The organism is Streptomyces albiflavescens, assembly GCF_014645835.1.
GTDB classification, from domain to species: Bacteria; Actinomycetota; Actinomycetes; order Streptomycetales; family Streptomycetaceae; genus Streptomyces; species Streptomyces albiflavescens.
Window position 1 is genome coordinate 14,709 of sequence record NZ_BMMM01000012.1, and the last position, 12,776, is coordinate 27,484.

At 68.6% G+C, this 12,776-nt stretch carries 10 protein-coding genes and 1 pseudogene; 7 read left to right on the forward strand and 4 right to left on the reverse strand.

What is annotated here, in order from left to right; translation table 11 throughout:
• Positions 1 to 15: 15 nt before the first annotated feature.
• Positions 16 to 237, reverse strand: a pseudogene (locus IEY95_RS29035) (NAD(P)-dependent alcohol dehydrogenase); the annotation flags it as partial.
• Positions 238 to 344: 107 nt separating this feature from the next.
• Here IEY95_RS29035 and IEY95_RS29040 point away from each other — a divergent pair.
• The 4 genes from IEY95_RS29040 (at position 345) to IEY95_RS29055 (ending at position 4,499) form a co-directional block, all read left to right on the forward strand.
• On the forward strand, positions 345 to 1,715 hold the full coding sequence (locus IEY95_RS29040) for an extracellular solute-binding protein (protein WP_189189122.1): 1,371 nt from the start codon (positions 345 to 347) through the stop codon (positions 1,713 to 1,715).
• A gap of 41 nt (positions 1,716 to 1,756) precedes the next feature.
• The gene (locus tag IEY95_RS29045) at positions 1,757 to 2,647 is read left to right on the forward strand and encodes a carbohydrate ABC transporter permease (protein WP_189189405.1); all 891 of its coding nucleotides are present in this window, start codon (positions 1,757 to 1,759) and stop codon (positions 2,645 to 2,647) included.
• A 1-nt stretch (position 2,648) separates the two neighbouring features.
• Complete coding sequence (locus IEY95_RS29050; protein ID WP_189189123.1) at positions 2,649 to 3,509, forward strand: carbohydrate ABC transporter permease; 861 nt, start codon at positions 2,649 to 2,651, stop codon at positions 3,507 to 3,509.
• A 276-nt stretch (positions 3,510 to 3,785) separates the two neighbouring features.
• Positions 3,786 to 4,499 (forward strand): helix-turn-helix domain-containing protein, encoded by a 714-nt coding sequence (locus IEY95_RS29055; protein WP_189189124.1) that lies wholly within the window; start codon positions 3,786 to 3,788, stop codon positions 4,497 to 4,499.
• A 65-nt stretch (positions 4,500 to 4,564) separates the two neighbouring features.
• Here the strand turns inward: IEY95_RS29055 and IEY95_RS29060 are convergent, their stop codons facing one another.
• Positions 4,565 to 5,590: an ATP-dependent 6-phosphofructokinase gene (locus IEY95_RS29060; RefSeq protein WP_189189125.1), complete on the reverse strand. Its 1,026-nt coding sequence runs from the start codon at positions 5,588 to 5,590 to the stop codon at positions 4,565 to 4,567.
• 275 nt (positions 5,591 to 5,865) lie between these two features.
• On the opposite strand from IEY95_RS29060, the gene pta reads away from it, so the two are divergent.
• The 3 genes from pta to pyk all read left to right on the forward strand — a co-directional run bounded on the left by pta (position 5,866) and on the right by pyk (position 10,728).
• Entirely contained in the window at positions 5,866 to 7,956 is a 2,091-nt protein-coding gene (pta, locus tag IEY95_RS29065) for a phosphate acetyltransferase (protein WP_189189126.1), read from the forward strand.
• Positions 7,953 to 9,218 carry an acetate kinase gene (locus tag IEY95_RS29070; protein ID WP_189189127.1) on the forward strand — a complete coding sequence of 422 codons (1,266 nt, stop codon included), beginning with the start codon at positions 7,953 to 7,955 and terminating at the stop codon, positions 9,216 to 9,218. Before pta ends, IEY95_RS29070 begins: the two co-directional genes overlap by 4 nt.
• A gap of 73 nt (positions 9,219 to 9,291) precedes the next feature.
• Entirely contained in the window at positions 9,292 to 10,728 is a 1,437-nt protein-coding gene (pyk, locus tag IEY95_RS29075; protein WP_189189128.1) for a pyruvate kinase, read from the forward strand.
• A 91-nt stretch (positions 10,729 to 10,819) separates the two neighbouring features.
• On the opposite strand, the gene IEY95_RS29080 is transcribed toward pyk, so the two are convergent.
• Both IEY95_RS29080 and IEY95_RS29085 read right to left on the reverse strand, forming a co-directional pair.
• Positions 10,820 to 12,133 (reverse strand): hypothetical protein, encoded by a 1,314-nt coding sequence (locus IEY95_RS29080; protein ID WP_189189129.1) that lies wholly within the window; start codon positions 12,131 to 12,133, stop codon positions 10,820 to 10,822.
• Positions 12,123 to 12,689: a DUF6114 domain-containing protein gene (locus IEY95_RS29085; RefSeq protein ID WP_189189130.1), complete on the reverse strand. Its 567-nt coding sequence runs from the start codon at positions 12,687 to 12,689 to the stop codon at positions 12,123 to 12,125. The genes IEY95_RS29080 and IEY95_RS29085 overlap by 11 nt, the downstream gene beginning before the upstream one ends.
• Between the last annotated feature and the right edge of the window lie 87 nt (positions 12,690 to 12,776).

Consider the following 12,776-nt stretch of genomic DNA (forward strand, 5'->3'; position numbering starts at 1 on the left):
TCCTCGGAGGTGGCGTCACCTGTTGGGCAGGGTGACCGCCCGACCGTTCACCTTCCCGGCGTGCAGGCGCTCGTACGTGAGGGGCGCCTCGTCGAGCGAGCACGTCTCGGTGTGCACGGAGACGGCGCCGGCGCGGGCGAGGTCGAGGACCTCGATCAGCTCGCCGCGGGAGCCCCAGTAGGGCGCGCTGACCGACACCTCCTCTTCGTGCGAGCCCATGCCACCGGGGAAGCCGCCCAAGTCCCAGCCGCTGCAAGGTCATTGACCTGACATCCGCACGCCTCTTAGGTTCACCAGGCAGACAACTCGGCTCCGCCGACAACGATGTCGGTCAGTAGGAGGTCGTGCCCGTGCGCCCCACCGCCGCCCCACTTGTCCTCGCAACTCTTCTCACCGCCACCGCACTCACCGCCTGTGGATCAGGGTCCGGAAGTGATCCGGACACCGTGAAGATCTCCTTCAAACAGTCCACGGACAACTCGATCCGCGTCATGGACACCTACTTGGGCCAGATGAAGAAGGAGTTCGAGAAGGCGAACCCGGGGAAGAAGGTCGAACTCGTCCCGATCAAGGCCCCGGACTCCGAGTACTACACGAAGCTCCAGCAGATGCTGAGGTCGCCCAAGACGGCGCCCGATCTGGTCTACGAGGACACGTTCCTCATCAACTCGGACATCACGAGCGGGTACTTGAAGCCTCTCGACCCGTACCTCGACAAGTGGCAGGACTGGGGCCAGTTCATCGACACGGCCAAGGCGGCGGCCAAGGCCCAGGACGGGAAGACGTACGGCGTCCCGGACGGGACGGACACCCGGGGGCTCTGGTTCGACAAGGACATCTTCAAGAAGGCCGGCCTGCCCGGTGACTGGCAGCCGAAGACGTGGGACGACGTGCTGAGCGCCGCGCGCGCCATCAAGGCGAAAGTCCCCGGCGTCACCCCGCTGAACGTCTACACGGGCAAGCCCGCCGGCGAGGCCGCCACGATGCAGGGCTTCGAGATGCTGCTGTACGGGACGGGCGACGGGAAGACGGACCCCCTGTACGACACCGCCACGAAGAAGTGGATCGCCGGAAGCCAGGGTTTCAAGGACGCCCTGACGTTCGTGGAGACGGTCTACAAGGAGAAGCTCGGACTCGACGTCGCCGACGCTCTGGATCCCAACATCCAGACGAGGATCCGCGGTGAGCTGCTCCCCAAGGGCAAGCTCGGCATCGACCTCGACGGCAGCTGGCTCCCGCAGGACTGGCTGAAGGGCTCCGGCCACGAATGGCCCGAGTGGTCGCAGAAACTCGGCCTCGCCTCCATGCCGACCCAGCACGGCCAGGCCCCCGGCAAGGTGAGCATGTCCGGCGGCTGGACCTGGTCGATCCCCTCCAAGGCGTCCAACCCCGATCTGGCGTTCAAGTTCATCGAGACGATGCAGACCAAGGCGAACGCCCAGAAGTGGTACATCGCCAACTCAGGTATCGCGGTGCGCAAGGACGTCGCCGCCGACCCCGCGTACGTGAAGGCGCAGCCCGGCATCAAGTTCTTCACGGACCTGGTCGCGAGCACGCACTACCGGCCCGCGTACCCGGCGTACCCGAAGGTCTCGACCGCCATCCAGGAGGCCATGGAGGGCGTGACGACCGGCGACAGCTCGGTCGAGAAGGCGGCGAGCGGCTATGACGAGGCGCTGAAGACAGCCACCGACAACCAAGTGATCAAGAAGTGAGTGCGGGTACGGGGGCGGCGGCGCCCCCGGTCCGCTCCGCGGTGACGAAGGGCGCCCCCCGGCGCCGGGGAGGGGCGCGCCGTTCCCTGGCCCGCGCGCTGCCGGTCACCCCGGCCGTGGTCCTGCTGCTCCTCTTCCTCGCGGGTCCGATCGTCTATTGCGCGTACATCGCTTTCACGGACCTGCAGTTGACGGGCCAGGCCCATTCGTCCTTCGTCGGCTTCGACAATTTCCGGGCGGCGTTCAAGGACGACGCCTTCCTCAACGCCGTGTGGCTGACGCTGGTGTTCACGGTCCTGTCGTCACTGGTCGGCCAGAACACCCTGGGCCTGGCGCTGGCTTCGCTGATGCAGCGCGCGTCGAAGCCGGTCCGCACGCTGGTCGGCGGGATCGTCATCACGGCGTGGGTGCTGCCGGAGGTGGTGGCGGGCTTCCTGCTCTACGCCTTCTTCCGCCGCGAAGGGACCTTGAACGCCATCCTCGAATGGCTCCATCTCCCTTCCCAGAACTGGATGTTCACGCTGCCGATCCTCGCGGTGTCGTTCGCGAACGTCTGGCGTGGCACGGCCTTCTCGATGCTGGTCTATTCGGCGGCGCTGAACGAGATCCCGAAGGAGATCACGGAGGCGGCGGAAGTGGACGGGGCGGGGGGTTGGCGGCGGATGTGGCACATCACCCTGCCGATGATTCGCCGATCGATCGGTACGAATCTGATGCTCAACACGCTGCAGACGCTGTCGGTGTTCGGGCTGATCTGGGTGATGACGCGTGGCGGCCCGGGGAACAGGAGTCAGACGCTTCCGTTGTTCATGTATGAGCAGGCCTTCCAGAACAGCATGATCGGGTACGGGACGGCTGTGGCGCTCTTGCTCCTGGTGGTCGGCTCGCTGTTCTCGGTGGTGTACATGCGGCTGCTGCGAACGGAGGTGTGAGATGGCCCTGTTGACCCGGGGTACGGGCACGACGCTCAAGTCCCGCCGCACGGGGCGGCGCCTGGCGGCGGACGCCGGCCTCCTCGTCGTGGCCGCCGCGTTCGCGCTGCCACTCGCCTGGGTGGTCCTCTCGTCGCTGGACGCGCACGCCGATCTGACGGTGAAGGTGCCGGACGGGGTCACCCTGTCCAACTTCGACGCCGTACTGAAGCCGGACATCACGTTCACGCCGCTGCTCAACAGTCTGATTCTGTGCGGGGGCGGGACGCTGCTGACGGTGGTGTGCGCGGCACTGGCGGCGTACCCGCTGTCGCGATTCCGTTCGCGCCTCAACCGGCCGTTCCTGCTGACGATTCTCTTCGCGACGAGTCTGCCGATCACCGCGATCATGGTTCCGGTGTACGCGTTGTTCGTGCAGGTGAATCTGATCGACACCATGCAGGGGACGATCTTCTTCTTCGCGGCCTCTCAACTTCCCTTTGCCATCTGGCTGATGAAGAACTTCATGGATGGGGTCCCGAAGGAGCTGGAGGAGGCGGCCTGGACGGACGGCGCTTCGTCGTTTCAGTCGCTGGTCCGCATTGTGCTGCCACTGATGGGTCCGGGCGTAGCCGTGGTGACGGTCTTCTCCTTCGTGATGATGTGGGGGAACTTCTTTGTGCCGTTCATGTTGCTGCTCACACCGGATCAGATGCCGGCATCGGTGAGCATCAATGAGTTCTTCGGGAATCGGGGGATGGTGGTGTACGGCCAGCTGGCGGCGTTTTCGGTGATTTATTCGACGCCGGTGCTGGTTTTGTATGTGCTGGTGGCGAGGAAGCTGGGTGGGGGGTTTGCTCTGGGCGGGGCGGTCAAGGGATGAGGCCGCGCGCCCGCCCGGCGCACCGCGCGATCCAGCACCTTCGCCTGACGCGCGATGCTCGCGTCCCAGTCCGTGAAGATCAGGTGGTGGTCGGGGGCCAACTCGTCGTAGAAGTCCTGCACCGAGGGTTACACCGGCTGATCCCGGCCATCGGGCACCGCCGGATCACCGCATGACCTTCGGCCACCTCGGACGGACGGCCGAAACCGTATATTCCTACAATCCGTAATTGTGGCCGAACAGACCGTAGTCACGGCTGTCCCGGACCCATAGCTTATGCGCGTGCACCGACCGCAAGCCCAACAGCCCACCCCGCCCTTCAACGCCACGGCCGCCCGCAGACTGCGGGCGGCGCTCGGCATGGGACCCGAGCATGTCGCGTACGGGATGAGAGCCTCGTACGGGCTGCCGTACGTCACCCCCGACCTCGTCGCCGCCTGGGAGCGCGGGATCACCTCGCCGAGCGCACCCGAGCTCACCGCGCTCGCGGGCGTGCTGTGGTGCTCGCCGGGCGAGCTCATCGGCGCGCCGCGCACCCTGCGCGAGCACCGCGTCGCCCGCGGCCTGGCACCGGAGGACGTCGCACGCGCCGTCGGCCTCGAACTCCTCGCGTACCAGCGGATGGAGGAGTCCGGCGAATGGCGCGGCAACGAACGGCAGTCGGCCGCGCTCGCCGACGTCCTCGACCTCTCGCTGCCCGACTTCATCACGGTGACGGGGCGCGACGACAAGCTCGCGGAGCTGCTGCGCAGCGCGATGACGACGCGCTGGCAGGCGTATGTGCGCCCGGTCGGGAAGATGGTGCCCCTGGACCGGCATCTTCTGGAGAAGGTGCTGGAGGAGATGCACACCGACTACCAGGGGCAGATGGTCGCCACGCTCAGCTGGGGCGGCGGCTCGGCCGCCGCCGACTCCAGCGACTCGGGCCGGGACTTCCTCGGCCGGATCGTCGACCACTTTTGGTCGATCGTCCAGGGGAGCACGTACTGACCCAGAGGGCCCAGAGGGCCCAGAGAGCCCTGGGTGTCCGGATGCTCCCCGGAGGTACCTCTCTCCTAGAACACCGACTCCGCCTCGTCCATCCGATCCTTCGGCACCGTCTTCAGCTCGGTGACCGCCTCCGCGAGCGGCACCATCATGACGTCGGTGCCGCGCAGCGCCGTCATCCTGCCGAAGTCGCCCCGGTGGGCGGCCTCCACCGCGTGCCAGCCGAAGCGGGTGGCGAGCACCCGGTCGTACGCCGTCGGCGTGCCCCCGCGCTGGATGTGGCCGAGAATGACCGGCTTGGCCTCCGTGCCGAGGCGGCGCTCCAGCTCGTACGCGAGGGCCGCGCCGATGCCCTGGAAGCGCTCGTGGCCGAACTGGTCGATCGCGCCGTGGCCGTAGTCCATGGTGCCCTCGGCGGGGTGTGCTCCCTCGGCGACGCAGACGACGGCGAACTTCTTGCCGCGGGAGAAGCGCTCCTCGACCATCTTGACCAGGTCGGCCGGGTCGAAGGGACGCTCGGGCAGGCAGATGCCGTGGGCGCCGGCGGCCATGCCGGACTCCAGCGCGATCCAGCCGGCGTGGCGGCCCATGACCTCGACGACCATCACGCGCTGATGGGACTCGGCCGTGGTCTTGAGGCGGTCCATGGCCTCCGTTGCCACGCCGACCGCGGTGTCGAAGCCGAAGGTGCGGTCCGTCGAGGAGATGTCGTTGTCGATCGTCTTCGGGACGCCGACCACCGGCAGCCCCACGTCCGACAGCATCCGCGCCGCCGTCAGCGTGCCCTCGCCGCCGATCGGGATCAGCACGTCGATACCGAACTCGCGCGCCATGTCCTGCGCGTTCTCGCAGGCCTCACGGAGCCGGTCGCGCTGCAGGCGCGAGGAGCCGAGGATGGTGCCGCCGCGGGCGAGGATGCCGCTGACCGCGTCGAGGTCGAGGTTGCGGTAGCGGCCTTCGAGCAGGCCGGCGTAGCCGTCCTCGAAGCCGATGACCTCGTCCCCGAAGTTGGTGACCGCTCGGTGCACGACCGACCGGATCACTGCGTTCAGGCCGGGGCAGTCGCCGCCTGCGGTGAGAACTCCGATGCGCATCGTGCTGTGTCTCCTGCTCGCTGTTGGTACCGGTGAGACAGTCCGATTGTTTCACGGCCCACAGGGCACCGGCGCGCCCCTGCACCCCACCAGGACCTTTGTCCTGCCGGGCGCCGTAGCTACCCGCAGAGGTATTGTCAAGAGGGTTCTGCTCACCCCAGCGGGCCATTTTGTCGCGCCGCCGAGACCGCGGACGCGACCCCGCGACGCCCCAGAGCACAGCACCGAAGCACAGCACCGAAGCACCCCAGCGACGCAACGGATGGAGAGCACGCGTGACGCGCAGCGTGTACGTGACCGGGATCGACCGCGGCGACGGCCGCCAGGTCGTCGAGCTGGGGGTCATGGAGCTCCTGACCCGCCAGGTCGACCGGGTGGGGGTGTTCCGTCCGCTCGTGCACGACGGCCCGGACCGGCTCTTCGAGCTGCTGCGCTCCCGCTACCGGCTGGCACAGGACCCGGCGACGGTGTACGGCATGGACTACCACGAGGCGTCCGCGCTCCAGGCCGAGCAGGGCGCGGACGAGCTGGTCTCCTCCCTGGTGAACCGCTTCCACGCGGTGGCGCGGGACTATGACGTCGTCCTCGTCCTCGGCACCGACTACGCCGACACCCAGTTCCCCGACGAGCTGGCGCTCAACGCCCGACTCGCGAACGAGTTCGGCGCGTCGGTCATCCCGGTCGTCGGCGGCCGCGGCCAGACCGCCGAGTCCGTCCGTGCCGAGACGCGCAACGCCTACCGGGCGTACGACGGCCTCGGCTGCGACGTCCTCGCCATGGTCGTGAACCGGGTGGCCCGCGAGGACCGCGCCGAGATCCACGAGCGGCTCGACTCCCGTCTGCCCGTGCCCTGTTACGTCGTGCCCGACGAGCCCGCGCTCTCCGCGCCCACCGTCGCGCAGATCACCCACGCCCTCGGCGGCAAGGTGCTCCTCGGCGACGACGCGGGGCTGGCCCGGGACGCGCTCGACTTCGTCTTCGGCGGCGCGATGCTGCCGAACTTCCTCAACGCGCTGACCCCGGGATGTCTCGTGGTCACCCCCGGCGACCGCGCCGACCTCGTCGTCGGGTCGCTCGCCGCGCACAGCGCGGGCACCCCGCCCATAGCCGGCGTGCTGCTCACCCTGAACGAGACCCCCAGCGACGAGATCCTCACCCTCGCCGCCCGTCTCGCCCCCGGCACCCCGGTCGTCTCCGTGGCGGGCAACTCCTTCCCCACCGCCACCGAACTCTTCGGCCTCGAGGGGAAGTTGAACGCGGCCACGCCGCGCAAGGCGGAGACCGCGCTCGGCCTCTTCGAGCGGTACATCGATACCAGCGACCTGCTCAAGCGGGTCTCCGCACCGAGCAGCGACCGGCTCACGCCGATGATGTTCGAGCACAAGCTCCTGGAGCAGGCCCGCTCCGACAAGCGCCGCGTCGTCCTGCCCGAGGGAACCGAGGAGCGCGTCCTGCACGCCGCCGAGGTGCTGCTGCGCCGGGGTGTCTGCGATCTGACGCTGCTCGGGCCCGTCGACCAGATCCGTAAGAAGGCCGCCGACCTCGGCATCGACCTGGGCGGCACCCAGCTGATCGACCCGGAGACGTCCGAGCTGCGCGACTCCTTCGCCGAGAAGTACGCCGCGCTGCGCGCCCACAGGGGCGTCACGGTCGAGCTGGCGTACGACGTCGTGGCCGATGTGAACTACTTCGGGACGCTGATGGTGCAGGAGGGCCTCGCCGACGGCATGGTGTCGGGCTCGGTGCACTCCACGGCCGCGACCATCCGGCCCGCCTTCGAGATCATCAAGACCAAGCCGGACGCCAAGATCGTGTCGTCCGTCTTCTTCATGTGCCTTGCCGACAAGGTCCTCGTCTACGGCGACTGCGCCGTGAACCCGGACCCGAACGCCGAGCAGCTCTGCGACATCGCCATCCAGTCGGCCGCCACCGCCGAGCAGTTCGGCGTCGAGCCGCGGATCGCGATGTTGTCGTACTCGACCGGTACGTCCGGTTCGGGCGCCGATGTCGACAAGGTGCGCGAGGCGACCGAGCTGGTGCGGCTGCGCCGCGGCGATCTGAGGATCGAGGGGCCGATCCAGTACGACGCCGCCGTCGAGCCGACGGTCGCGGCGACCAAGCTGCCGGACTCGGAGGTCGCCGGCCAGGCGTCCGTGCTGATCTTCCCGGACCTCAACACCGGCAACAACACCTACAAGGCCGTGCAGCGCTCGGCCGGCGCGATCGCCGTCGGCCCGGTCCTGCAGGGCCTGCGCAAGCCCGTCAACGACCTGTCCCGCGGCGCGCTCGTCCAGGACATCGTCAACACCGTCGCCATCACGGCGATCCAGGCCCAGACCCCCGACCAGAAGGCTTCCCGGCAGTGACCTCCCACCCGTCGCCCACCACCGCCCCGTCCGACGAGCCGCGCTCGGCCCCCGTCGCTTCCCGCGTCCTCGTCCTCAACTCCGGCTCGTCGTCGGTGAAGTACCAGCTGCTCGACATGCGCGACGGCTCCCGGCTCGCGGTCGGTCTGGTGGAGCGGATCGGCGAGGAGACCTCCCGGCTGAAGCACACACCGCCGGCCGGCGGTCACCCCCGTGAGCAGTTCGGTCCCGTCGCCGACCACGAGGCGGCCCTGAAGGCCGTCGCGACGGAACTGGCCGCGGACGGGCTCGGTCTGGACTCCCCCGAGCTGGCCGCGATAGGCCACCGGGTCGTGCACGGCGGGATGTACTTCACCGAGCCGACCGTCATCGACGACGCCGTCCTCGCGGAGATCGAGCGGCTCATCCCGGTCGCCCCGCTGCACAACCCGGCGAACCTCACCGGCATCCGCACCGCCATGGCGCTGCGTCCGGACCTGCCCCAGGTCGCCGTCTTCGACACCGCCTTCCACACCACAATGCCGGAGTCGGCGGCGCGCTACGCGATCGACGTGAAGACCGCCGACGAGCACCGCATCCGCCGGTACGGTTTCCACGGCACCTCGCACGCCTATGTGTCCCGCGCGACCGCGCGGCTCCTGGGCAGGGCACCGGAGGACGTGAACGTCATCGTGCTGCACCTGGGCAACGGCGCCTCGGCCTCGGCGGTCAGGAACGGCCGCTGCGTGGACACCTCCATGGGGCTCACGCCGCTGGAGGGGCTGGTGATGGGTACGCGGTCCGGCGACATGGATCCCGCGGTCATCTTCCATTTGATGCGCGTTGGCGGAATGTCCACCGACGAGATCGACACTTTGCTCAACAAGCAGAGCGGCCTGATCGGCCTGTGCGGCGACAACGACATGCGCGAGATCCGCCGTCGTATCGACGAGGGTGACGAACAGGCCCGGCTCGCCTTCGACATCTACATTCACCGCCTGAAGAAGTACATCGGCGCCTACTACGCGGTCCTCGGCCGGGTGGACGCCATCGCCTTCACCGCCGGAGTCGGTGAGAACGCCGCCCCGGTGCGCGAGGCCGCGATCGCCGGCCTGGAGGAAATGGGCCTCGCGGTCGACGGCGACCTGAACGCCGTACGCAGTGACGAGCCGCGGCTCATCTCGCCGCCGGACGCACGGGTCGCGGTCGCCGTGGTGCCGACGGACGAGGAACTGGAGATCGCCACACAGACGTATGCACTGGTCGGAAAGAACCACGCCTGAGCGCCCGGCCGCCCATTTGTATCTTCCACCAGACGGAATATTCCGTAGCGAAACAAACCGATAGGATCGCCCCATGCGCCGTTCGAAAATCGTCTGTACTCTCGGCCCCGCGGTCGACTCCCACGACAAGCTGGTCGCGCTGATCGAAGCCGGCATGAACGTAGCCCGCTTCAACTTCAGCCATGGCACGCACGAGGAGCACCAGGGGCGCTACGACCGCGTCCGGGCCGCCTCGGCCGAGACCGGCAAGGCCATTGGTGTGCTCGCCGACCTGCAGGGTCCGAAGATCCGTCTGGAGACCTTCGCCGAGGGCCCCGTAGAGCTGGAGCGTGGTGACGAGTTCACCATCACGATCGAGGACGTGCCCGGCGACAAGACCATCTGCGGCACGACCTACAAGGGTCTGCCCAGTGACGTCTCCAAGGGCGACCAGGTCCTCATCAACGACGGCAACGTCGAGCTGCGAGTCGTCGAGGTCGACGGCACCCGGGTCAAGACGGTCGTCATCGAGGGCGGCGTGATCTCGGACCACAAGGGCATCAACCTGCCCGGCGCCGCCGTGAACGTGCCGGCGCTGTCCGAGAAGGACATCGAGGACCTGCGCTTCGCCCTCAAGATGGGCTGCGACATGGTCGCCCTGTCCTTCGTGCGCGACGCCAACGACGTGGCCGACGTCCACAAGGTGATGGACGAGGAGGGCCGCCGGGTCCCCGTCATCGCCAAGGTGGAGAAGCCGCAGGCGGTCGAGAACATGGAGGGCGTCGTCGCGGCGTTCGACGCGGTCATGGTGGCCCGTGGCGACCTGGCCGTCGAGTACCCGCTGGAGAAGGTCCCGATGGTGCAGAAGCGCCTCGTGGAGCTGTGCCGCCGCAACGCCAAGCCGGTGATCGTCGCGACCCAGATGATGGAGTCGATGATCACCAACTCCCGCCCGACCCGCGCCGAGGCCTCCGACGTGGCCAACGCGATCCTGGACGGCGCCGACGCGGTCATGCTGTCCGCCGAGTCGAGCGTGGGCGCGTACCCGATCGAGACCGTGAAGACGATGTCGAAGATCGTCGTCGCGGCCGAGGAGGAGCTCCTCTCCAAGGGCCTGCAGCCGCTGGTCCCCGGCAAGAAGCCGCGCACGCAGGGCGGTTCGGTCGCCCGCGCCGCCTGCGAGATCGCCGACTTCCTCGGCGGCAAGGGCCTGGTCGCCTTCACCAAGTCCGGTGACACCGCTCGTCGGTTGTCCCGCTACCGCGCGTCCCAGCCGATCCTCGCCTTCACCACGGACGAGGGCACCCGCAACCAGCTGACGCTGAGCTGGGGCGTCGAGTCGCACATCGTGCCGTTCGTGAACAGCACCGACGAGATGGTCGACCTGGTCGACCAGGAGCTCCAGAAGCTCAGGCGCTTCAACGACGGCGACGTCGTCGTGATGACCGCCGGTTCGCCCCCCGGCGTCCCCGGCACCACCAACATGGTCCGGGTGCACCACCTGGGCGAGGGCAACCGCGCCCACGCCTGACCCACGGTCCCCGTACGCCACTGAGGGCGCCCCCTGCGAACAGGGGGCGCCCTCAGTGTGTTGCGGCTCCCGGACGGGATCTGGGGGGCGCTCAGTCGGTCTGGTACGAGCGCAGCCCGGGCACGGTCAGCGTCCCGCCGAACTGGCCGGCCTGGACCACCTTCACCTTGGTGAAGTAGATCAGCGGGATGTTCAGCGGCGGCGGGTTGTCCGGGCTGAATGTGATCGGGATCAGGCCGAGCAGATTGCCGGAGATGCTCTCCGTGTACATGACCGTCTTGCCGTCACGGATGGTGGACGTCGAGCCGTCGGCCGCCTGCACGTGGTACGTCTTGCCGGACTGCTTGTCCTTCACCGTCTGGTGCAGGTCGCCGATGTCGGTGCCGTCGGAGATGACGTACTTCAGGACCTTCTTGGTCGTCCCGTTGGCCGTCTTCACCTTCACGATGCCCTGGTAGTCGGCGCCCTTGAGCAGAAGCGAGCTGGCGTTCAGGTACCAGGGGTCGTCGGGCAGCGGCGTGGTGTTGTCGACACCGCCCACCTCGTCCGTGGCGACCGGGCAGTTCGACGGGTCCGTGCTGGAGCTCGCGGACGGGCTCGGGGTCGCGGTGGCGGCGTCGGCCGCCGCCTTGACCGTCTCCGTGGTGTCCGAGGCCGCCTTGGACGCCGTGTCGGTGGTGTCCTTCACGGTGTCCGTGACCGTCTCGGTGACCTTGTCGGTCGTGTCCTTGACGGTGCCGGAGGTGCTGTCGGAGGTGTCCTTGCTCGCGGACGCGCTCGCGCTCGCCGTGGCGGACGGCGTGGGGCTGGAGCTCGCCGTGGAGTCGCCACCACCGGTGAGGACGTCGTTGATCGCGTTGCCGATGGTGTCCAGCACGTTGCCGCTGCTCGCGGACGCCGAGGGGGTCGGCGTGGACGTGCCGCTGTCCGCCGACGTGTCCGACGTACTCGACTTGTCCGACGTACTCGACGAGGAGGCGGACGCGGACGGCGTGGGCTCGGCCTTGTCGCCGGAACCTGAATCCGACGAAGAGGTCTGGCCCGAGGACGCGGAGGCCGAGGGGGTCGGCTCCGCCGTGTCGCTGGACTTGCTCGCCGAGGCGGAGGGCGACGGCGTGGCCGAGGCGCTCGCGCCGTCCTCGGAACCGGTCACGGCCGCGACGCAGTCCTTGTACTCGTCGGCCGTCAGGCTCTTCGACGACCCGTGGTCGTCGGCGAGGGCAAGTGTCGGAGTGAACCCCATCCCCATCAGGACTGCTGTCGGCATCGCCGCGATGGCGACGGCCTTCCCGGCAGGCATGTGGAACCTGGTGAACAGCGGCTTCCTGGGGGCCGCGTGGCGCGGCCCGGTTCTCACACGGGACTCCTCCACATCAGTCCCGTGGGTCACCTCGTCAGCCGGCACTGTGCCTCCCGTTCGCCCCGTTCGCCGGGCTCGTTCCTGACAGATCGTTCGGCTCGCTCAGCTCGCTCACGCTGTCCGGGGTCCCCACGGGCGCCCCCTCGGGGGCCTCGCCCTCACCCGTGGCCACCGTCTTGGCCGGCTCCGTCTCGGACTCGCCCGGAGCCCAGGAGACCGCCATCGCGCCGCCGATCATGGCGAACAGGAAGCCGATGAGGAAGCCGCCCAGGTTGGACACCGGGATGGACACCAGGGCCAGCAGAATCGCCGCGACTCCGGCGAAGGTCCGTACGTGCTTCTGGAACCAGAGGCTGATGCCCAGCACGCCGAGCAGCACACCGATGATCAGGGAGCCCGCACCCGCGGTGGTGGCCATGGCCAGCGTCAGATGGCCGATCTGGAGGTTCGCATACGGGAAGTAGGCGATGGGGAAACCGCCGAGCAGGACGAACAGACCGGCCCAGAACGGGCGGTCGCCCCTCCAGGTACGGAAGTTCCGCCGGAAGACCCGGAGGTAGTGCTCGTTCTGGCCGGGCGCGGCAGGAGTCTCGGCGCTCATGGAAAACAGCTCCCTGGAACGGCTTTGCTGTGAGAAGTACGCGTGAGTGGTCCGCGCGTGGCGGTGAGGAGCGGGGCGGGGGGGGGG

Coding starts and splice junctions, on each gene's coding strand:
- IEY95_RS29050 (WP_189189123.1), top strand. CDS start 2,649: ATGGCCCTGTTGACCCGGGGTACGGGCACGACGCTCAAGTCCCGCCGC.
- IEY95_RS29055 (WP_189189124.1), top strand. CDS start 3,786: ATGCGCGTGCACCGACCGCAAGCCCAACAGCCCACCCCGCCCTTCAAC.
- IEY95_RS29060 (WP_189189125.1), bottom strand. CDS start 5,590: ATGCGCATCGGAGTTCTCACCGCAGGCGGCGACTGCCCCGGCCTGAAC.
- pyk (WP_189189128.1), top strand. CDS start 9,292: ATGCGCCGTTCGAAAATCGTCTGTACTCTCGGCCCCGCGGTCGACTCC.
- IEY95_RS29085 (WP_189189130.1), bottom strand. CDS start 12,689: ATGAGCGCCGAGACTCCTGCCGCGCCCGGCCAGAACGAGCACTACCTC.